Source organism: Symplocastrum torsivum (assembly GCF_059505465.1).
Map to the genome: position 1 here is coordinate 107,090 of NZ_JCACKQ010000007.1, position 18,489 is coordinate 125,578.

Annotated in this window: 17 protein-coding genes; 10 read left to right on the forward strand and 7 right to left on the reverse strand. The window is 46.6% G+C overall.

The window, feature by feature from the left end; all coding sequences use genetic code 11:
• Window positions 1-4: 4 nt before the first annotated feature.
• From murI to AC5JL3_RS02210, 4 genes are all read right to left on the reverse strand, one after another.
• Window positions 5-853, reverse strand: a complete 849-nt coding sequence (gene murI / locus AC5JL3_RS02195; protein ID WP_496072945.1) for a glutamate racemase — start codon at window positions 851-853, stop codon at window positions 5-7.
• A 123-nt stretch (window positions 854-976) separates the two neighbouring features.
• A complete protein-coding gene (locus AC5JL3_RS02200; RefSeq protein WP_496072927.1) occupies window positions 977-2,479 on the reverse strand; it encodes an N-acetylmuramoyl-L-alanine amidase in 1,503 nt (500 codons plus the stop codon).
• Between the two features lie 528 nt (window positions 2,480-3,007).
• A complete protein-coding gene (locus tag AC5JL3_RS02205; protein WP_496072928.1) occupies window positions 3,008-4,441 on the reverse strand; it encodes a cation:proton antiporter in 1,434 nt (477 codons plus the stop codon).
• Window positions 4,442-4,604: 163 nt separating this feature from the next.
• Window positions 4,605-5,012, reverse strand: coding sequence for an EVE domain-containing protein (locus tag AC5JL3_RS02210; protein ID WP_496072929.1), 408 nt, complete (start codon window positions 5,010-5,012; stop codon window positions 4,605-4,607).
• 161 nt (window positions 5,013-5,173) lie between these two features.
• Between AC5JL3_RS02210 and AC5JL3_RS02215 the strand changes: the two genes are divergently transcribed.
• Complete coding sequence (locus AC5JL3_RS02215; RefSeq protein ID WP_496072930.1) at window positions 5,174-5,914, forward strand: SIMPL domain-containing protein; 741 nt, start codon at window positions 5,174-5,176, stop codon at window positions 5,912-5,914.
• Window positions 5,915-5,951: 37 nt separating this feature from the next.
• Here AC5JL3_RS02215 and AC5JL3_RS02220 read toward each other — a convergent pair whose 3' ends face one another.
• Window positions 5,952-6,317 carry a single-stranded DNA-binding protein gene (locus AC5JL3_RS02220; protein WP_192221918.1) on the reverse strand — a complete coding sequence of 122 codons (366 nt, stop codon included), beginning with the start codon at window positions 6,315-6,317 and terminating at the stop codon, window positions 5,952-5,954.
• 349 nt (window positions 6,318-6,666) lie between these two features.
• Between AC5JL3_RS02220 and AC5JL3_RS02225 the strand changes: the two genes are divergently transcribed.
• From AC5JL3_RS02225 to mreD, 3 genes are all read left to right on the forward strand, one after another.
• Window positions 6,667-7,674, forward strand: coding sequence for a rod shape-determining protein (locus AC5JL3_RS02225; protein ID WP_496072931.1), 1,008 nt, complete (start codon window positions 6,667-6,669; stop codon window positions 7,672-7,674).
• A 114-nt stretch (window positions 7,675-7,788) separates the two neighbouring features.
• On the forward strand, window positions 7,789-8,523 hold the full coding sequence (gene mreC / locus AC5JL3_RS02230; RefSeq protein WP_496072932.1) for a rod shape-determining protein MreC: 735 nt from the start codon (window positions 7,789-7,791) through the stop codon (window positions 8,521-8,523).
• A 63-nt stretch (window positions 8,524-8,586) separates the two neighbouring features.
• Window positions 8,587-9,132, forward strand: coding sequence for a rod shape-determining protein MreD (gene mreD / locus AC5JL3_RS02235; protein WP_192221920.1), 546 nt, complete (start codon window positions 8,587-8,589; stop codon window positions 9,130-9,132).
• A gap of 95 nt (window positions 9,133-9,227) precedes the next feature.
• Here the strand turns inward: mreD and AC5JL3_RS02240 are convergent, their stop codons facing one another.
• Entirely contained in the window at window positions 9,228-10,028 is an 801-nt protein-coding gene (locus tag AC5JL3_RS02240; RefSeq protein ID WP_496072933.1) for an HAD family hydrolase, read from the reverse strand.
• A gap of 441 nt (window positions 10,029-10,469) precedes the next feature.
• Between AC5JL3_RS02240 and AC5JL3_RS02245 the strand changes: the two genes are divergently transcribed.
• The 6 genes from AC5JL3_RS02245 to AC5JL3_RS02270 all read left to right on the forward strand — a co-directional run bounded on the left by AC5JL3_RS02245 (window position 10,470) and on the right by AC5JL3_RS02270 (window position 17,213).
• Complete coding sequence (locus AC5JL3_RS02245; protein WP_496072934.1) at window positions 10,470-12,476, forward strand: protein kinase domain-containing protein; 2,007 nt, start codon at window positions 10,470-10,472, stop codon at window positions 12,474-12,476.
• Between the two features lie 236 nt (window positions 12,477-12,712).
• Window positions 12,713-13,138, forward strand: coding sequence for a hypothetical protein (locus AC5JL3_RS02250; protein ID WP_496072935.1), 426 nt, complete (start codon window positions 12,713-12,715; stop codon window positions 13,136-13,138).
• Window positions 13,139-13,149: 11 nt separating this feature from the next.
• Window positions 13,150-14,772 carry a caspase, EACC1-associated type gene (locus AC5JL3_RS02255; protein ID WP_496072936.1) on the forward strand — a complete coding sequence of 541 codons (1,623 nt, stop codon included), beginning with the start codon at window positions 13,150-13,152 and terminating at the stop codon, window positions 14,770-14,772.
• A gap of 245 nt (window positions 14,773-15,017) precedes the next feature.
• Window positions 15,018-15,665 (forward strand): ABC transporter permease, encoded by a 648-nt coding sequence (locus tag AC5JL3_RS02260; RefSeq protein WP_496072937.1) that lies wholly within the window; start codon window positions 15,018-15,020, stop codon window positions 15,663-15,665.
• A 503-nt stretch (window positions 15,666-16,168) separates the two neighbouring features.
• A complete protein-coding gene (locus tag AC5JL3_RS02265) occupies window positions 16,169-16,588 on the forward strand; it encodes a hypothetical protein (protein ID WP_496072938.1) in 420 nt (139 codons plus the stop codon).
• 430 nt (window positions 16,589-17,018) lie between these two features.
• Window positions 17,019-17,213: a hypothetical protein gene (locus AC5JL3_RS02270; RefSeq protein ID WP_496072946.1), complete on the forward strand. Its 195-nt coding sequence runs from the start codon at window positions 17,019-17,021 to the stop codon at window positions 17,211-17,213.
• A 48-nt stretch (window positions 17,214-17,261) separates the two neighbouring features.
• On the opposite strand, the gene AC5JL3_RS02275 is transcribed toward AC5JL3_RS02270, so the two are convergent.
• Window positions 17,262-18,350, reverse strand: coding sequence for a GDSL-type esterase/lipase family protein (locus AC5JL3_RS02275; protein ID WP_496072939.1), 1,089 nt, complete (start codon window positions 18,348-18,350; stop codon window positions 17,262-17,264).
• Window positions 18,351-18,489: the final 139 nt, after the last annotated feature.

Genomic DNA, 18,489 nt, shown 5'->3' on the forward strand with positions numbered 1-18,489 from the left:
CATTTTAATCTACTGGTTCTAGCGGAATCGGTGAGGGTGAAGCGGTTGGGAGCTGTATTTTTTCGACGGATGGGGTACACCCCAACCATTGTAGTGACAGTTTTGCAAACTGTTGCGGAGATCCACTGACACAGAATCGGGTCGGTAGAGGTGACCAAGGATTTTTCAATCCAATCAAATCTAACTCTTGAGCCGCAGCCGACACAACATGTTCTGCTGGATCTACAAGCTTGACATGTGGGGGGAGAATCTCCCGCAGTACAGGTGATAAATGCGGATAGTGAGTACAACCATAAACGAGTGTATCAATTCGCTGCTGTAGCAAAGGAGCTAAGTACTGTTGGGCAACTTCGGCAGTATACGGGTCGTACAAGCGGTTTTGCTCAACCAACGGTACAAACTCTGGACAGCCAACTTGCCAGACTTGAGCCGTTGCTTCGACTTCTAATATTGCCCGTCGATAAGCATTGCTGGCTGCCGTCGCTGGGGTAGCAATCACCCCAATGCGACGACCTTGCTGAACAGCTGCACGCGCCCCCGGTAGAATTAGCCCCAGAATTGGGAGATTGAACTCACTGCGTAAAGCGTCTAAGGCTAAGGCATCGCTGGTATTACAGGCAAGGACAACCATTTTGACATCCTGTTGCACCATCCAGCTCAAGATCTCAAAGCAAAACTGCACAATTTCCCGACTTGACCTTGTCCCGTAGGGTAGCCGCGCTGTGTCAGCAAAGTAAAGAATCGATTCGTTCGGTAGCTGGCGATAGAGTTCTCTCAGAACAGTGAGACCACCAACGCCACTGTCAAAAACACCGATACGATGCCGTGTTGGTTCTTCTTTTGCCTCAAACAGAGGTTTCAAGCTTTCCTCAACTGAAGGTTTACCAATGTAGGAGTCGGACGCATTCGCTCGAAGAGAGTCGCTGGGGTAGGAGGCGGGAAAGTTGGACACCGATCTTTGCTTATCTTTTGACGTTTAACTATTCTGCTGAATGTACTGGAGGATACCACGAGCGATCGCTTGTGCAACTTGAGAGCGATAATTAGGGTTTGCCAGTTTCGCGGAATCATCACGACCCGTAAGAAAACCAACTTCCACCAATACAGACGGCATTGAGGATTTTCTTAGCACATAAAACCGTGCCTGTCGAACTCTGCGATCGCTAACATCGACACTTTGTAAAATGCTGTTGTGGATTGTCTGGGCAAGGCGCTGACCGCTGGAGTAATAATACGTCTCTAATCCATTCACATCAGGTCGGCTCATACTGATGGCATTCGCGTGGATGCTAACAAATAAATTAGCATTGGCTCGGTCTGCCATTTGCACCCGTCCTTCAAGGCTGACAAAATAGTCAGATGTTCGGGTCAGCACAGCCTGGACACCCTGTTGCTCCAAAATCGCCGCCACCTCTTGGGAAATCGGCAAAATCACATTTTTCTCTTGTACACCGCCAATGCCAATAGTTCCAGGGTCTTTGCCACCATGTCCTGGATCAATCATGACAACCATACGACTGTTGGGAACACGAGGCATTGAAGCTGGTGGTGTCGCCCTGACTGGTGGTGTTGTCCTCTCTGGCGCTGGCACAGGAATCGCTCCAATCACTTGTGAGGAGTCAGATCCTCTGCTCGGTTGCAGTTGCAGCGCCAGAAGTTCATCATTAAGCTGATTGAGTTCGCCAATTTGGGTACCTGCACCAGGCTGTACCAAAATCACAACCGTGCGTGGGTCTTGTTGGCGGATTTGAACCCGTGTTAAAGGGCTGTTGGAATCAAGCTCCGGGCCTCTGACTTTATCAGCCAGTTGAGCGCCTTGGATAGTGATTCGATAGGCATTGGCGGCTCGATCCCAAACACTCGTGGCTCTCACCCGTTGATTCGCTCGAATCACCAGTTGAGTCTGATTATTCGCCACTTCAACCGACTGAATCGTCGCCAATCGACCAGAGGGAACTGTGGGAACCGGTCGATTTGGTGTTCCCGACGAAGGTGGTCTTTGTTGAGAGGATTGATTACCTGAGGGGTTAGTAGCTGGCGGCAGAGGTAATCGGCTTTGTGGCGGTCGATTGGATGACGGTGCTATCCGCTCAGGTGTTGGTAATTGCACCGACCATTGACTCGATGTTATTCCCCGGAATTTTACCTGTGTTGGATCTAGGGTGTAACCTGGAGCTAATTCAATCACAATCCGAGTGGTCTGATTCTCAAATTGCCCGACTCGAACTTCCCGAATCGCGCCACCTACCCGTTGATTCGCTGTAGGGCGTCCTAGAGCAATTCCTGGTAAATCAATGACTACGCGCGTTGGGTTAGCAATCAGTTGCGCTCTGGGTTGAACCCCAGCGTCTGTGGTAAATACCAATCGGTTTTGATTGCTCTCAAAGCGCCAAGTAAGAAGTTGACGTGCTTGTGCAGCAGCGGAAAAAAGAAAAACAGTCAAAAAGCTGGAGAGTATCAGTAGCCAGCGAAATCTCACAATTATTGCTCCTGTTGAAAGCGCGGTGCTGCATCGTTGAGCGGTTTGTCAATTGGCAATGCATCCTACAATCTAGAAGTTACAAGAGTGAAAATGTGACTTGCCACATTTTCTTCCGGTTGTTTGCACAAATCCACAAGTCCCATAACGCTCTTGTTCCTACCCTGACTCAAGCTTTTTTGCTGCACCCAACAATGCATACCACTAGTTATCTGTCTACTTGGACAGTCAACCCTCTGGGACGTAGACTGGCAAATTTAAGTTTCAGGAAAAATAGTATACACGGGTTTTTCCAAATCAAGAATATCGCTCTAATGTCTGCTGGGTCGATGCAATCCGTTCAATTTGCTCAAAAAATCAGGATTTACAAATTTCTCTTTCGCTTTTTGAGTTGGTTCAACTTCTGCTAACTCTATTGAGTTTTAGCAGTTTGTCCCATCTTGCTCTGCGCTTGCTCCTTTCGAGCCGCTTCGCTAACTCCAAAGCTGCTGCGCTTCGCCCGATCGCACGAAGAACTCGCTGACACTATCAGACCGACTCTTCTGATGAGGTAGTATCCGACTCTGACTCCTGAAACACAAGCCGCAGCAAGGGAGGAGCAATAAAAGTGGTCAAAATGACCATCATAATAATCGCTGCCTCAGTGGCTTCCGATAGTGCCCCACTCGCTGAGCCGACACCCGCAAAAACCAACCCCACTTCGCCTCTAGGAATCATCCCAACTCCAATAGCTAGCCGATTGATTCCGGGTTGACCGAACACTGACAAACCAGTAACTACCTTACCGATGATCGCGACCACAATCAGGAAAATTGCTAAAATCAAGCCTTCCCGATTGCTAGGAACCGCTGGGTTTAGAACACCCAAGTCAGTTTTTGCACCCACGGTTACAAAGAAAATCGGCACCAAAATATCGGCAACGGGAATCACCTGTTCTTCCAAATCACGGCGCTTATCTGTCTCTGCTAGAACAAGTCCCGCTGCAAAGGCTCCCAAAATTGCTTCTAATTGAATAGCCGCAGCAACATAAGACAGGAGAAAGGCAAAAATCAGGGCAGTCAGCAACAGCTGACCACGAGTCTTCATTTGATTGACTAACGCGACGAAATAAGGTCCCAAGAAGCGACCTATTAAAATTGAACCAACTAGGAAGACACTAGCGCTGATAATCAGATAGATAACGTTGCTGATGACGATTTCGCCTGTCTTGGCTAAACTCGCGACAACTGCCAAGACAATGATGCCTAAAACATCATCAAGAACGGCAGCGCCAATAATAATCTGACCTTCTTTGGAACTAAGACGCCCGATTTCTGCTAAGACTTTCGCTGTAATGCCGATACTTGTTGCCGTTAACGCTGCACCAGCAAAAATGGCAGGTACAACTGGAATTCCAAATAGATAAATTAAACCAGCAGTTCCAGCCGCAAAGGGGACAACCACGCCAACAACAGCAACAACTGCCGCTTGAGGACCAACACGAATGAGTTCTTGGAGATCGGACTCCAGACCAATTTCAAATAACAGAATTACTACACCCAGTTCAGCTAAGACTGAAATGACTTCGCTCTGAGCCTGAAATACTGATAGAGCTGAGTCTGGGCTGAGACCAGCGGTAGCTTGCAGAATATTTATAATTAGAGAGTCAGTACCGCCTGCGCCGCCTTCCGGAAAAACTAATAGGTGTAAGGCAGACACTCCAACAACGACACCGCCTACTAGTTCCCCTAATACAGGTGGTAAGTTAATCCGAGCGCAAAGTTCACCCCCTACTTTGCTCGCGAAGTAGATGACGACTAAACTCAGCAGCACTCCTGCCAGTATTAGTGAACTGCTTTCTGCTTCGTTGGTAGCTGCCGCTGCAAGTAGCGACTGAGGAGTATACAAAGAGGGGAGCGAGTAGGTTGGGTCAAAAAAATTTACCCAGGCAGTTGCATCAGCCATTAGTTGCGAAGAAATCATTCTTTCTACTCTACAAGCTTCTTAATAGAATCAAGCCTTTATCGGGCTTGTTCTGTTTTCTGTTAAATTTGATACCAAAACTTCACTCCGCTGAGGTTCAAGAGTCGGGCAACAACCTATCCGAGCGGTCAAGAGTGCTAATGAGCGAACCTTGTGTTCATGTTTATTCGCCAGCAAGTTGTAAAATTTGCTGCCAATACCCAATAGGCACAGGGACAACCGACAGCCGGGGCAAGCGGATGAGGTCAAAATCAGTCAAGTTATTATTTTGCTTGATCTGGGCTAGGGTAACGGGTTGGGGTAGCGATCGCACAGCTTGGATGTCCACGACGACGAGTTTAGGATTATTGAGTGCGGGATCAGGATAAGGCAGAGTCAGAACTTCAGCAACCCCAACCACCTGCCGCTCTTTACCCGTGTGATAAATGAACGCTTTGTCTCTTGGTTGCATTGTGCGGAGATGTTTGAGAGCAAGGGGATTTTTGACCCCATTCCAAACGGCGCGTCCCTCTTGCTCTAAATTGGCGTAGGAATAATCTTGAGGTTCGCTTTTGAGTAGCCAGTAAGCCATCAGTTAAAGAGTCGTAGCTGTTAGATCACTCAGCCACAGTACCTCAGTTGCTAAAACTGTAACTACTTCAAATCTCAACTCACTACCGTGGCACAGTAGAAGCCTAAGTAGCTCTGCCTTGCAGAGTTATGTCATCTCTCAAGTGAGGAGAATCTATTCCTATGACTCAAGCGTTTCTATCTGGTTGCTGCTCTAAAGTTGCTGGGCGGTTACAGACAATTTCCCTATTGGTAGGGCTTTTGACTCTGTCGTTAAGCAATCCAGCGATCGCTCAAGAACGACTTCTACGCACCCTAACTGTTACAGGTCGAGGCGTTGAAATGATTCCAGCAACCGCAACACAAGTACAGTTAGGTGTTGAGATTCAGGGAGAAACTGCTACTGGCGTTCAGCAGGAAGTGGCACGTCGCTCTGCTTCGGTTGTCGAGTTCTTGCGATCGCGTAATGTAGAAAAGTTACAAACAACTGGTGTTCGGCTCAACCCAATTTATAGCTACGAGAACAACGTGCAACGCCTCACCAGTTATTCGGCTGCCAATACAGTGAGCTTTCGCACGTCTACCGAGCAAGCGGGTACGCTCTTAGATGATGCCGTCAAAGCTGGGGCAACACGGATTGATAGCGTGAGCTTTACCGCCGCTGATGAAGCGATCGCAGCGGCTCAACAACAAGCCCTTCGCGAAGCTACTCAGGATGCTCAAAGGCAAGCCGATGCGGTTTTGAGTAGCTTAAATCTGAGTCGGAAGGAGGTTGTTAACATTCAAGTTAACGGAGCTACCCCACCCCCACCAATGCCTGTATTGGAAAGAGCGGCTTTTGCTAGCGATCAAGTGGCTAACACGCCAATCATTGGCGGTGAGCAAGAAGTACAAGCCTCAGTAACGCTGCAAATTAGCTACTAATCTAGGAGTGGGGAAATAAAGAAGAGAAAACTCTTCCTTAAAACTCTGCATCGTTGTATCCATCCACAGCACTAGAATCTGTATCCCGCTTGGAGCCTAACAAATCTAGCCGATCTACTTTAATGATTGGCTTAGAGCGATTGGCTCCAGTTGCGCGATCGCTCCACGTCTCAATCTTCAGGGCACCTTGTACGCCAATTAAACTACCCTTGCGTACATAGTTAGCCGCTACTTCCGCCGTCTTACCCCATAGCTCTAAATTGAACCAATCCGGCTGATCGTTATTGCGACTACGACGGTTCACGGCTAGCGTTAGATTACACTTAACACTACCAGACTCAAAATACTTGACATCTGGGTCTCCACCGACGCGACCAACTAAATTGACAACATTAAGGCTCATATTTTTTAGTACAACTGTACTGATAGCGTAAATAATATTTTAGCGAATCAGCGCAAATCTCAGGCAATCACTAACTTTCTTTGAGTTATCCAAACTTTTGGTAAGGAACGAATATACTCGATTTGACTTTCTCCGGATGACAGATTCTCGATGCTGAATGATACTTTCAACTTAGTTGTTGATGATTTGTGTGAATGAATTGCTCTACCTCACTAGACTCAGCTCAAGAAACGTAATAGAATCCACCTCGGTTACGGTTCAGTTACATTTTGGTCATACACAGCAACATTTGACTTTGGGGGCGTAGAAACGAGTGGGTCTTTTCAGTCGCTTTTCCCTATCACGGGACATGGGTATAGACCTGGGTACTGCTAACACTTTAGTATATGTATCCGGTAAAGGCATTGTGCTACAAGAGCCTTCCGTAGTCGCCATGGACCAAGACTTAAAAGTTCCGCTAGCCGTGGGTGAGGATGCGAAAAAAATGTTGGGCAGAACCCCAGGTAATGTGGTTGCCCTTCGTCCCCTCCGCGATGGCGTGATAGCCGACTTTGATACCGCAGAATTGATGCTTAAGCATTTTATTCGGCGAGTTCATGAAGGCAGAACTTTGGTTTCACCACGGATTGTCATTGGCATTCCTAGTGGTGTTACAGGTGTCGAACGACGGGCGGTAATGGAAGCAGCATCTCAAGCAGGGGCAAGAGATGTCTACTTGATTGATGAACCAGTAGCAGCAGCGATTGGTGCTGGGCTACCGGTAGCAGAGCCAACGGGCAACATGATCATTGATATCGGTGGTGGCACAACCGAAGTGGCTGTGCTCAGTTTGCAAGGGACGGTGCTTAGTGAATCCGTGCGCGTTGCCGGAGATGAACTAAGTGAATCGATTACCCACTACATGAAAAAAGTCCATAACTTAGTGATTGGGGAACGCACCGCTGAAGAAATCAAAATTCAGATTGGTTCAGCCTACCCAACTCACCATGATGATGATGTCACCCTAGAGGTGCGGGGCTTACACCTCCTCTCTGGTTTGCCACGAACAGTCACAATCAAAGGACCAGAAATCCGTGAAAGTATGTCCGAACCGCTTTCAGTGATTGTTGACGCAGTGAAACGCACGCTAGAGCGGACACCTCCGGAGCTAGCAGCGGATATTATCGACAGGGGCATTATGCTAGCCGGTGGTGGCGCATTGTTGAAGGGACTAGATACCCTCATCAGCCACGAAACCGGAATTGTGACTCATGTCGCTGCCGATCCTCTAAGTTGTGTGGTTTTGGGAACTGGTCGAGTTCTGGAGAATTTCAAACAACTAGAGCGGGTGTTCAGTGGACGTTCCCGCCATTTATAGTGGTCAGTGAGTAAATGTTAGCCTCAAGGAGTCTTGTTCTTAGCCAAATGAGTCGTCTACCTGCACGTTCGGAACTCACGAGTCAGCTAAACGCTGACTATTGATAGATAAGCTATGTTTATACTACGTCGCTGGTGGGATCGACATGGGGTAGCCATTGTGCTGGGAGGACTAACGTTGAGTGCTGCCTGGTTGGTTCGCCAAACTCAAGGGGCAGCACTCTTTGAGGCTTACCAATTAATGACTCGTCCCTTCCAGTTAAGTCCAACACCAGAAGAGCGCCTCACCAACGCGCGAGTCTTGGAACTACAGCAGCAGTTAGTCGAACTTGAAAGCCAAAACCAGAAGCTAAAAGAGCTACTGGATTATGCAAAAACTCAGAAACAGCAAGGGATTGTTTCTCCAGTCATCGGACGTAGTGCTGATCATTGGTGGCAACAGGTAACTCTTGGTCGAGGGAGCGGGCATGGAATCAAGGTTGGCTTTATCGTGATGGGATCTGGCGGTTTAGTGGGTCGAGTTGTTAGTGTGACACCCAATAGCAGCCGTGTCTTACTAATCAGCGATGCTACGAGTCATGTAGGTGCAGTAATTAGCCGCAGTCGCAGTATGGGTTTTCTACGAGGACAAGGGTCTAATCGGGCTGTACTACAGTTTTTTGATAAGGTGCCAGATGTTCGTCGTGGTGATGTTGTGTCAACCTCGCCTGTAAGCAAACTTTTCCCCCCCGGCTTGCCGTTAGGGCGGGTAGAGTCTGTAAATCTTGACAAAAGTCCTGCTCCAGAGGCAGTAATTGAGCTAACTGCACCCGTTAGTTACCTGGAGTGGGTCGTTGTCTATCCTGAATGAACAGTCATTAATCATTAGTCCTTTACTAATGACTGATGACTAACGACTAATGATTAACGACCAATGAACAACGTTTCTCAGTTTTCACCCTGGGCTCGTCAAATTATTAATTGGGCAGTGACTGCTGCTTCGGTCATCCTCTGCTTGATAGTCTTACCAGCACGCTTACCGGGGATGGAATTGCTGGGAATCGCTCCAAATTGGCTCTTGATTTGGGTTGTTGCCTGGAGCCTCAAACGGACAGCCCTTCAGGGTGCATTAGCAGGGCTAGTACTGGGGCTGATTCAAGATGGCATGACTTCACCCCACCCAACTCATGTTTTAAGTCTTGCGTTAGTAGGAATCTTGACGGGTCGAATTCAGAAGGAGCGCTATATTCAGGAAGATTTTATTTCGGTGGCATTAATTGTTTTTGGGATGGCAGTAGTTGGAGAGACTGTAACAGCGATTCAGTACAGTCTCCTTGGCGATCGCACTCTTGCAGAAATTTGGACTGATCATCAGCGTATTGCCCTCTCCTCAGCGATTCTCAGTAGCCTCTGGGCACCTGTTGTTTACTATCCGCTCAATCGTTGGTGGGAGCAGATGAAGTTAGTTGAGCAACCGTAGGGATCGGATAAAACATCTTTTGCGTTCAACATTATTCTCTCGTTGTCAGTAGTCAGTGGTCGCTCGTGATTGGGGAATGTTGACTACTGAAGTTTCTATCCTCGACCGGAGCGAACACTCTCTAAAATGTCATGGGCAGCCGCCAATAAGTCGCTATGGACGCGAGTCGGCTGAAATTGCTTAAGGTAGTAGTGGGAACGAATACCGCAGGTGAGCGCGATTGTAGGAATCCCAAGGGTTTGCCCTGCGATCAGGTCGGCTTCTGTATCGCCTACCATCCAAGCTGATGTTGGATGCCCAGCCAGTAGAGATTGTTCAGCGAGTGCTTGGCTTAGCAGTTGTGTTTTCCCATCAGCATAATTTTGATAAGCCGCATCGCGATCGCACGTTCCGTAGATGCCGCTAAATAGCCGAGTTAAGCCATAATTTCTCAGGATCTGTGTGGCTTGTTCCTGACAACGCAACGTCACTAACACCAAGCGAACACCTTGAGAATGCAGCAATGCCAATGCCCAACTCACTCCGGGCTGAAGCTTATCTTGACTCAACAGGGCAGGCTGATTCACAATCTCAATCACTCGCCCCAAAAAGAAATCAATTTGCTCTTTGTGTAAACCTGAGCGCATTGCAATTTCTACATCCGGCACACGATCTTGCTTCATCTGCCAGAACTGATGTTTAGTAAGCTGCTGGATGGGCAAGCTAATGCCTTGGACTTGATAGAACGCTTGGGTATCAGCTAACCCTAACTGATAGGTGGTGTAGTAGCGATTAGAAACGTCAATGATAGGACCATCAAAATCGCAGAATACCGTTAGCTGTTGCGATGAAGGAACAGGGTTCTGACGCTGATAGCATGGGGGTGGTTGCAAGTCTGAGGCAGCAGCGCCGATCATAAATCTTTACTCAGTTAAGCTTTTTGAAATGGTTCTTTACAGATTAACAGTTTCAACATGAATTTTAGTGCAGTTTGTTCAACCTTTATGATTAGACAAACCTATGTTGAAAATAGGGATTAAGGATTAGGGACTAGAACGTTTGCTCAGTAACTAGTGCAAGAAGGCAGAAGATAGGAGGCTCCAGGGCAGAAGGGAAGAAAGCTTGCACAGTAAGCTTTTCAAACTTTTTTAACTGGATAGTTATTTCCGCCGTGCTGCACTAGTCACCCGTCCCTAGGCTTCAGAACGGGAAGTTATGTTAATTAGAGCCTACCCACTGAGTTAGGCGAAAATCTCTGAAGACGCAAAGCCTCAAAATTTGTAATATTTCCTACCGTAGATGATTAGCAAACCCCATCTTACTATTGGGATACAACCATTACCTGTAGGGTAGTAGCCATGAGCTACTGTATCAATCCTAGATGTCCTCAGCCTAATGACCCAGGCAACCTTAACAATCGCGTTTGTCGCAACTGTGGGTCAGACTTATTACTGCAAGGGCGCTATCAAGTCATGCGTCTTTTGAGTGACAACAGTGGCTTTGGCAAAGTTTATGAAGCCTATAATGGCGCAATTCCCAAAATCCTCAAAGTCCTCAAACCAAAGCATAACGATAACCCCAGAGTTATCGAGCTATTCCAGCAAGAGGCAGCCGTATTAAGCCAGCTCAATCATCCTGGTATCCCTAGAGTCGAGCCAGATGGGTACTTCCAGTTTATGCCCAGAAATCATGATGAGCCGGTACACTGCATCATCATGGAAAAAATTGATGGCCCTGACTTAAGGCAGTGGATGAAACAGCAAGGCAATCATCCAATTACCGAGAAGCAAGCGCTTAACTGGCTTAAACAAATAGCACAGATTCTGCATCTCGTTCATCAAAAAAATTACTTCCATCGTGATATTAAACCAACGAACATCATGCTCCGCTCCTCTGGGCAACTGGTACTTATTGACTTTGGTACCGCTAGAGAATTGACAGCTACTTACCTAGCTGATGTTGGAGGTTCTGGTAATGTCACGAAAATTAGTTCTGCTGGCTACACACCTCCAGAACAAGAAATGGGTCATGCTGTACCGCAATCAGATTTCTATGCATTAGGACGTACTTTTGTCTATTTGCTCACAGGCAAAGAAGCAATAGATCAAATGATTTATGACCCTTTAACAGGTAAATTTAATTGGCGAAAATATGCGCTGGATGTCTCGCAACGATTAGCCGATTTTATTGATAAGCTCATGGCTCCGGCAGCAGCGGCTCGACCGAAAAATACACAAGAAATTTTACAGGAATTAGCTAATATTTCTCAAGAATTATCTCAGCCTCAGATCGCAACTAACCTAGGTGAAACTACTACAAGTCAAGCATCTGTAGATAACTTGCCTTCAAAAAGTAGAGAAAATCCTAACAAGTTTATCAAATTCCCAGGAAAATGGCTTCTTGGATGGGTAGTTGGTCTCTCTGTCGGCTTAGGAGGATACGGAACTTGGCAAGTTTACCAAAACTATAATCCTAAGGCGCTCTCTCTCGTTACCACTATTGATGGGCATTCTAGCTATGTTAATTACCTCCTAATCAGTGCTGATGGCAAGGCATTAGTGAGTAGTAGCGCGGATAAGAAGATTAAGGTTTGGGATTTCATTAGTGGAAAAGAAATCCGAACTATTCTCGAATACTCGATACCAATTAATTACTTTGCAATTAGTCCGGATTGGGAAACTATTGTTACTGGTGGCACTAACCAGACCCTAAAAATCTGGAACTTTACCACGGGAAAAGAACTTCGCACCCTGACTGGACATTCTAGCTATGTTAATTACGTTGTTATTAGCCCAGATGGTCAACGATTAGCGAGTGCTAGTGCGGATAAGACAATTAAAATTTGGGACTTTACCACGGGAAAAGAACTTCGCACCCTGACTGGACATTCTAGCTATGTTAATTACGTTGTTATTAGCCCAGATGGTCAACGCTTAGCGAGTGCTAGTGCTGACAATACCATCAAAGTTTGGGATTTTGCGACAGGCAAAGAACTCTACACTCTCACTGGACATTTAGGCTCGGTTAATTGGCTAACGATTAGTCCAGATGGTCATAAATTAGTCAGTTCCAGTGCTGACAATACGGTCAAAATCTGGGATTTTACTACTGGGAAAGAAGTTCGTACTCTCAGCGGGCATTCTAGCTCAGTTAGACCCCTTGCTATTAGTCCAGATGGCAAGAAGTTAGTGAGTGCTAGTGCTGACAATATGATTAAAATTTGGGATTTCGCTACAGGAAAAGAAATCTATACCTTCATGGGTCATTCGAGTTCAGTAAATTCCTTGGCGATTAGTCCGGATGGCAAGAAGTTAGTGAGTGCTAGTGCTGACAATACGATTAAAGTTTGGCAGATGCCGAAGTAATACTCATCGTGGTTTGGGGAAGCGGGGGGAGAGAAATGTATCTATTGGAATCAAGTCTGTGTAAGGACAGTTTTAACTTGATAGGCTGTCAGGCTTGAAGAAGCAAGGAATGCGATCGCGATTTTTGCCAACGCCTCTACCCAAAAAGCGACACTTCATATTCCACAACGCCGTTTGTGAGCAGCCAAGATTTCGCTAGGCTTGTAGTGAATAATAGCCAGGATAAAAGGTGGGGAATGGCGAGTACATCCAACGTTCAAGTAACGATCGCTCCGAAAGGTTCTGCTGAATTAGATGTCAGGCTTGATTTGAGTAATTCTGTTCCTGCAAACAATCCTGAAGAACTGGAAGCACTCACTCAGCGACTTTTTCAACAAATGCGTGAATTGGATGAAGTCGAGCAAGTCCAGCGTGTACCCGATCCAAACCCACCCGCAGGCAGCAAGCCGCTAGATGCAGCATTTTTAGTTGGATTGCTCACGGCTGAAGTCAATGCCAAAAATATCAAGGCACTACTGGACTTTATCTGGGAACGGCTGTCTGGGAAGCCGATTGAGCTAAAAGTAGAAGACAATGGTAGAAAACTAGAGATTACAGCTTACTCTCAGCAAGAGTTAGCTGCCGCTGTTGAGGCAGCCAAGGATTTTTTAGCATCAAATTAGGACAGTTGTAGATGGCTAAATTGGCACTGCTGATTGGTGTCAGCCAGTATGGAGCGGGTTTCAACCAACTTCCTGCTGCTGTAAAAGATGTGGAAGAAATGCAGCGTGTTTTGCTGCATCCAGATCTGGGCGATTTTGATGAAGTCTCCCCGCTTCTCGATCCTGAACCGCAGGAGATGGGGACAGCAATCGAGCATTTGTTTGGAGGTCGTAGACGGGATGACCTCTTATTGCTGTTTTTCTCTGGTCACGGTGTTAAGGATGAAAATGGCAACCTCTACTTGGCAAGTCGCGCTACTCGCAAAAATGAGTGGGGAGGATTAGTTCGGTCAAGTGCGATCGCAGCGAGGTTTGTCCAAGAGATAATGGCTGATAGCCGTGCGAATCGACAGGTAGTGATTCTCGACTGTTGCTTTAGTGGTGCGTTTGCTGAAGGCTTGGTTGCCAAGGATGACAGTTCAGTCGATGTGAAAAGACAACTGGGTGGTGAGGGACGAGTTGTCCTTACCTCTTCAACATCTACTCAATACTCGTTTGAGCAACAAGGCTCAGACCTCTCAATTTACACCCGTTACTTAGTTGAGGGGATTGAGACAGGAGCAGCAGATTTAGATGAAGATGATGTAATTTCAGTGGATGAGCTGCATGAGTACGCGAACATTAAAGTTCAGAAAGCGGCTCCAGCAATGAAACCAGAAATCTATACCGTTAAGGAAGGGTACAAAATCATCATTGCCAAAGTCTCCACGGGCGACCCCAAGCTGAAGTATCGCAAAGAAGTGGAGCGTTATGTCCATGCTGGAAGAATTTCTCCAGTGGGTCGTAGAATCTTGAATGCAAGACGAGAAAGCTTTGGACTCTCACCTGAGGAAGCATCGATCATTGAAGCGGAAGTTATCAAGCCTTACCGAGAGTACAAGAAAAAATTGCACGAGTATGAGCAGGCGCTAATCGAGGCAATTCAGCATGAAAACCCACTAAGTGACTACACCCGCAATGAGTTGAAGGACTTACAGCAAGTTTTGAGTCTTAGGAATGAAGATGTGGCGCCGATTGAAATGCGGTTCAATGCTCTGGTAAGCTACCTTCCTGCTCAAGACTCAAACGTCACTGAGTTGGCGCGTGTCGATCTTGATAATCAGTTAAAAAATCTAACGGATAACCTTGATTCTGAGCGGGAAGTAGACTACACACGACTACGTGATCTACTTGCTCTAGGAAAATGGCAGAAGGCTGACCGAGAAACGGAAGCGGCAATGCTCAAGGCATCCGGTCGTGAAGACGAAGGCTGGTTGCGAGAAGAAGATATGCAATCCTTCCCTTGTCAAGATCTGCGTACTATTGACCAACTATGGGTAAAGTACAGCAACGGACGCTTTGGCTTTAGTACCCAAAAGCGTATTTGGCAGACTATTGAGGAGACGACTCAGAATGCTGATGTAGAAACCTGGAAATATTTTGGGGACAAGGTTGGGTGGCGTCTACAAGACTCCTGGGTTGGCTATAAAAATTTGATTTTTACACTCGATGCACCCGAAGGTCATTTGCCGGGATGGGTATTTGTGAGTGGGTTTGTCGCTGGAGGCTTCTTCGGTAGTGGTCTTTTTGATCGTGTAGAGAATTGTGGGTTGTAAGATAGCGGTCAGCTTTCAGCTGTCAGTTGAACCAGCAGCAGCCAGCCTTGATAGGTTTTTATCAGCTAGTAGCAATAAATTTAGGCTAATTGCCACGATAAACTCTTGTTAGAGATGTGAATGAGGTTCAACACAGTTTACTGCTGTTACTGCTTCATTCATAGCTGAAGGCTCATAGATTCAAGAGCTGAAGGCTGACTGCTGATCGCTGAAGGCTTACCATTATTCGCAAACACTACGCACCTATGGATGTATTCGCGAAAGCGCTGGAGTATGCGGCTAGCAATTCCGATAAACTGGCTGAGGCATTGTGGCAGCATTTGCTATTAGTGGTGGTACCGCTTGCGATTGGGTTGGGGCTAGGTTTACCATTAGGGCTTCTCAGTTCGCGATCGCGTACAGCCTCTACAGTATTAATTAATAGCTTTAATGCTTTGCGGGTTATTCCCAGCTTGGCAATTTTATTTGTCGCGATTCCTTATTTTGGTCTAACATTCACGTCTGCTGCGATCGCTCTTACGCTGCTAGTGATGCCCCCAATTCTCATTAGCACTGATGTTGCCTTTCGCAATATCGATCCAGCGATCCGAGAGGCAGCGAATGGGATGGGAATGTCACCCCAGCAAGTCTTGCAACAGGTGGAGATTCCCCTAGCCTTACCTGTAATCATTGCTGGTATCAAAACAGCGACAGTGGAAGTCATTGCCAGCGCTACACTCGCCGCTTTTATTGGTGCAGGAGGGTTAGGTAGCTTTATTGTGCTTGGCTTTTCGCTCTACGACAATGCCATCCTTCTCGTTGGGGCAATTCCTGTTGCCGTATTTGCACTGGTTGCTGAGGTAGGTTTGAGTGCAATACAACGTTCTCTAGAGCCTCCTGCGGCTAGAGCATAAGCATTTTCCTGAACTCCGGAAGCGCGATCGCCTTCTACCTCCTCAACTAGCAGAATCACCGTATCGCTGTCTTGTGAAACGCTGGGAAAGTCGGTCTTACTGGTGCTCTAGTCTCTATTTTCTGGCGATGCAGTAACGCCTTCGGTGCCTTCTCTAACAAGAGTTCATTTTAGATTTCAATTTCAATTGCAAAACTCTAATTAGCCCTTACTACAAGGGCAACTGCATTAATAAGGAAAGAGATGTCCCTTCTCTGGTTTCACAGGCTGCGATCGCTTCCTCAATCCTTAAGGCAATCTCCCTTCAAATCAGAACCCACCTCAAGGAAGATGTCATGTTACTTAATATTTTTTTACTATTCACAGAGTTACTTAAAAAAGCCAGAAAATCGAAGCTAGCGTTAGCAAAACGCTGAGAGTCATTTAAAAAAACTTTTTAAGTACCGAAAAAGACAGTTAGTTTTAATTGTCTTTGACACCAAAAATAAGCAATGGAGAATTGATATGAGTCGAGTAATTTCTTGGTTTCAAAGTATCAAGCTAGGTCAGATAATCACTGTCTTCCTAGCAACGATCGCCTTTTTCGTCATTCCTGCTTTCAGCTACAGTAGCTCTGTACAAGCTGGAACATTGATTGCTGAGGCAGATTCTTATACAGTAGACAAAGCTACCATCAAAAGGATTCAAGAGAGAGCTGAAGACCTCGGCGACCGTCCAGATAGACCAATTGGTGATACAGGATTAGAGAACATTAAAGAACTTGGCGAGAACATTCCAGAAACACTTGACCTGAATGCTCGCCAAGGATTCTTTGGTGGCGACCCCAATGACATGGACAAGAAAAACGCTGTAGATAAGGTTCAAGAGAGAGTTGGGGGAGCAGTCGAAGGTGCCAAGCGAGCTGTAAAAGACGCGGCGTCCTAATCGACAATAAACCTATTGCAATTCATACAGGCTCACAGATAGCCTTGGACTCAAGAGTCCAAGGCTATTGGTTTTTGTGGCTTAAGTTGAATGTCACTGACTTAAAAAATGAATTTAACCTCTGCTACCTCTCGATCAACCCTTGTGCAGGGGGTGTGGGGAGGCACTCCGTCCCCCACCGGAGATGAGAGTGAGGAGGGGGTTTGGGGGCATCGGGGTCTCCTCTGGGGTTGGGGGAAAGCCACCCAAGCAGGGTTTTTCTACGAACGATTACTTTTCGCTTAAGTCAGTTTCAAAAGTTTACGCTTCTTAACACTATCCTCCAAAAATGTTTAACTTCATTGCAAAGCCATAAGTACCATGAGATAGCGTGATAACTTCTATGAGTGTTGATGACACCGTAGAGTTCGCAAAGGAGGACACCTTGGATTTGCATTCTGCTCAAGCCCCAAATAATTTCTTCCGTGAAGATATCAGTGAGTACGTGGCGCAGCTTCAGCTTCACATGGCGTTACAAGCCCGTAACTTAGTTCCTACCCTCACCAAAGCGGCAGATAGCCGAGAGCAGCTATTGGAGCAAACCCAAGCAACGATTGAAAAGCTTGTCTCACGGCAAGCCATCTAGGGAAACTAGAGATTAGGGATTAGAGATTGGGAAGAATCTGCATGAGTCCTAGTCACTAGTCCCCAATCCTTGAGCACTACCACCATTCCGATTTGCAACCATCACAGAGTCTGCATAGTTTAGCGCCTCTTGCCAAACCTGATAACCACTATGGCTCAAATGGATGCCATCTGTTGTTAAATCCTGTTGTAACTGACCTTGCTCATCGGCAAACAAGCTGTAGAGATTAAGAAAGCCTGTACCTTCTTGTTGAGCAATTGCAGCGATTTGTTGATTCAGGTTATAAATTCGCTGATTTGGAATAGCGCTTAAGCGTGTAGGAAGAATGGACTGTACAACGACTTGGGCTTGCGGGTGATTCGAGCGTAAGCGACGGACAATCTGACGTATGTTATCAAGAATTACGCGATCGCTAGCACCTTGACGCAAATCATTAGTCCCAGCCATCACATAAATTGTATTAGGACGAGTTTTAGCAAAGGCAGATAATCGCTTCAGGATTTGCCCAGAATTCTCGCCAGAGATACCTTGATTGAGCCATAGTTGACCGTAAGGCAGCGACTGTGAGGGAAACCACATCGAGAGCGAATCTCCCACCAAAATTGCGAGACGGTTGGAACCCTGCCCTTTGGCAACAGCTTTAGCTTCCTGTTCTAGTAGCAGTTTCCACTGTTCATGAGTGGGTTGTTGTAGTGGTGTCCCTGTACTTGTCCCCTTTGCCCACAAAGACTCAAAGCTATTAGAAGGCAAGCGAGTATAAAGCTTCCCGGCTTTCAGTGCCGCTACTCGTTGCAGATAGAGTTGACTCCCAGAGGTTGGAGTAATCATTGATTGAGGTGTTGATACAGCTTGCTGATTGCTTACCAGTGTTGTCGCCGCTTCAGCCGTGACAGGTTGTGAGGTAGCGCTTGTTCTAAGTATGGCTGGGCTTGGTAGTGACTGGCTGAATTCAGGAGAGTTTACTTCTACAATTGGGACAACTTTTTGAGCAGCAACAGCCTGCAATGTCTGAGTTGTGCTTGAGGCAAACAAGGCTGAGAGATTATCTAGCAAATTTGGAGGAAGCGTTATCGGCGGTGGGACTGTTATTGGCCCTGCTGTTAATAAACTTGCTGCCAGCAAACAAGGATCGCTCATTCTATCGCTCCATCACACTCTCCTTTCCTTTTGACAGCGATTATTGGTAGCAGTCAGGAAACTTTGTACACAAAGTAGGTTTATTTAGGGCTTGCTGAATAAGTCAGAGGAAAACAACCGATGGATTAATTAGTTATTT

Coding starts and splice junctions, on each gene's coding strand:
- AC5JL3_RS02255 (WP_496072936.1), top strand. CDS start 13,150: ATGGCTAAATTGGCACTGCTGATTGGTGTCAGCCAGTATGGAGCGGGT.
- AC5JL3_RS02240 (WP_496072933.1), bottom strand. CDS start 10,028: ATGATCGGCGCTGCTGCCTCAGACTTGCAACCACCCCCATGCTATCAG.
- AC5JL3_RS02250 (WP_496072935.1), top strand. CDS start 12,713: ATGGCGAGTACATCCAACGTTCAAGTAACGATCGCTCCGAAAGGTTCT.
- AC5JL3_RS02265 (WP_496072938.1), top strand. CDS start 16,169: ATGAGTCGAGTAATTTCTTGGTTTCAAAGTATCAAGCTAGGTCAGATA.
- AC5JL3_RS02225 (WP_496072931.1), top strand. CDS start 6,667: ATGGGTATAGACCTGGGTACTGCTAACACTTTAGTATATGTATCCGGT.
- mreD (WP_192221920.1), top strand. CDS start 8,587: ATGAACAACGTTTCTCAGTTTTCACCCTGGGCTCGTCAAATTATTAAT.
- AC5JL3_RS02210 (WP_496072929.1), bottom strand. CDS start 5,012: ATGGCTTACTGGCTACTCAAAAGCGAACCTCAAGATTATTCCTACGCC.
- AC5JL3_RS02275 (WP_496072939.1), bottom strand. CDS start 18,350: ATGAGCGATCCTTGTTTGCTGGCAGCAAGTTTATTAACAGCAGGGCCA.
- AC5JL3_RS02260 (WP_496072937.1), top strand. CDS start 15,018: ATGGATGTATTCGCGAAAGCGCTGGAGTATGCGGCTAGCAATTCCGAT.
- AC5JL3_RS02205 (WP_496072928.1), bottom strand. CDS start 4,441: ATGATTTCTTCGCAACTAATGGCTGATGCAACTGCCTGGGTAAATTTT.
- AC5JL3_RS02220 (WP_192221918.1), bottom strand. CDS start 6,317: ATGAGCCTTAATGTTGTCAATTTAGTTGGTCGCGTCGGTGGAGACCCA.
- AC5JL3_RS02215 (WP_496072930.1), top strand. CDS start 5,174: ATGACTCAAGCGTTTCTATCTGGTTGCTGCTCTAAAGTTGCTGGGCGG.
- mreC (WP_496072932.1), top strand. CDS start 7,789: ATGTTTATACTACGTCGCTGGTGGGATCGACATGGGGTAGCCATTGTG.
- AC5JL3_RS02245 (WP_496072934.1), top strand. CDS start 10,470: ATGAGCTACTGTATCAATCCTAGATGTCCTCAGCCTAATGACCCAGGC.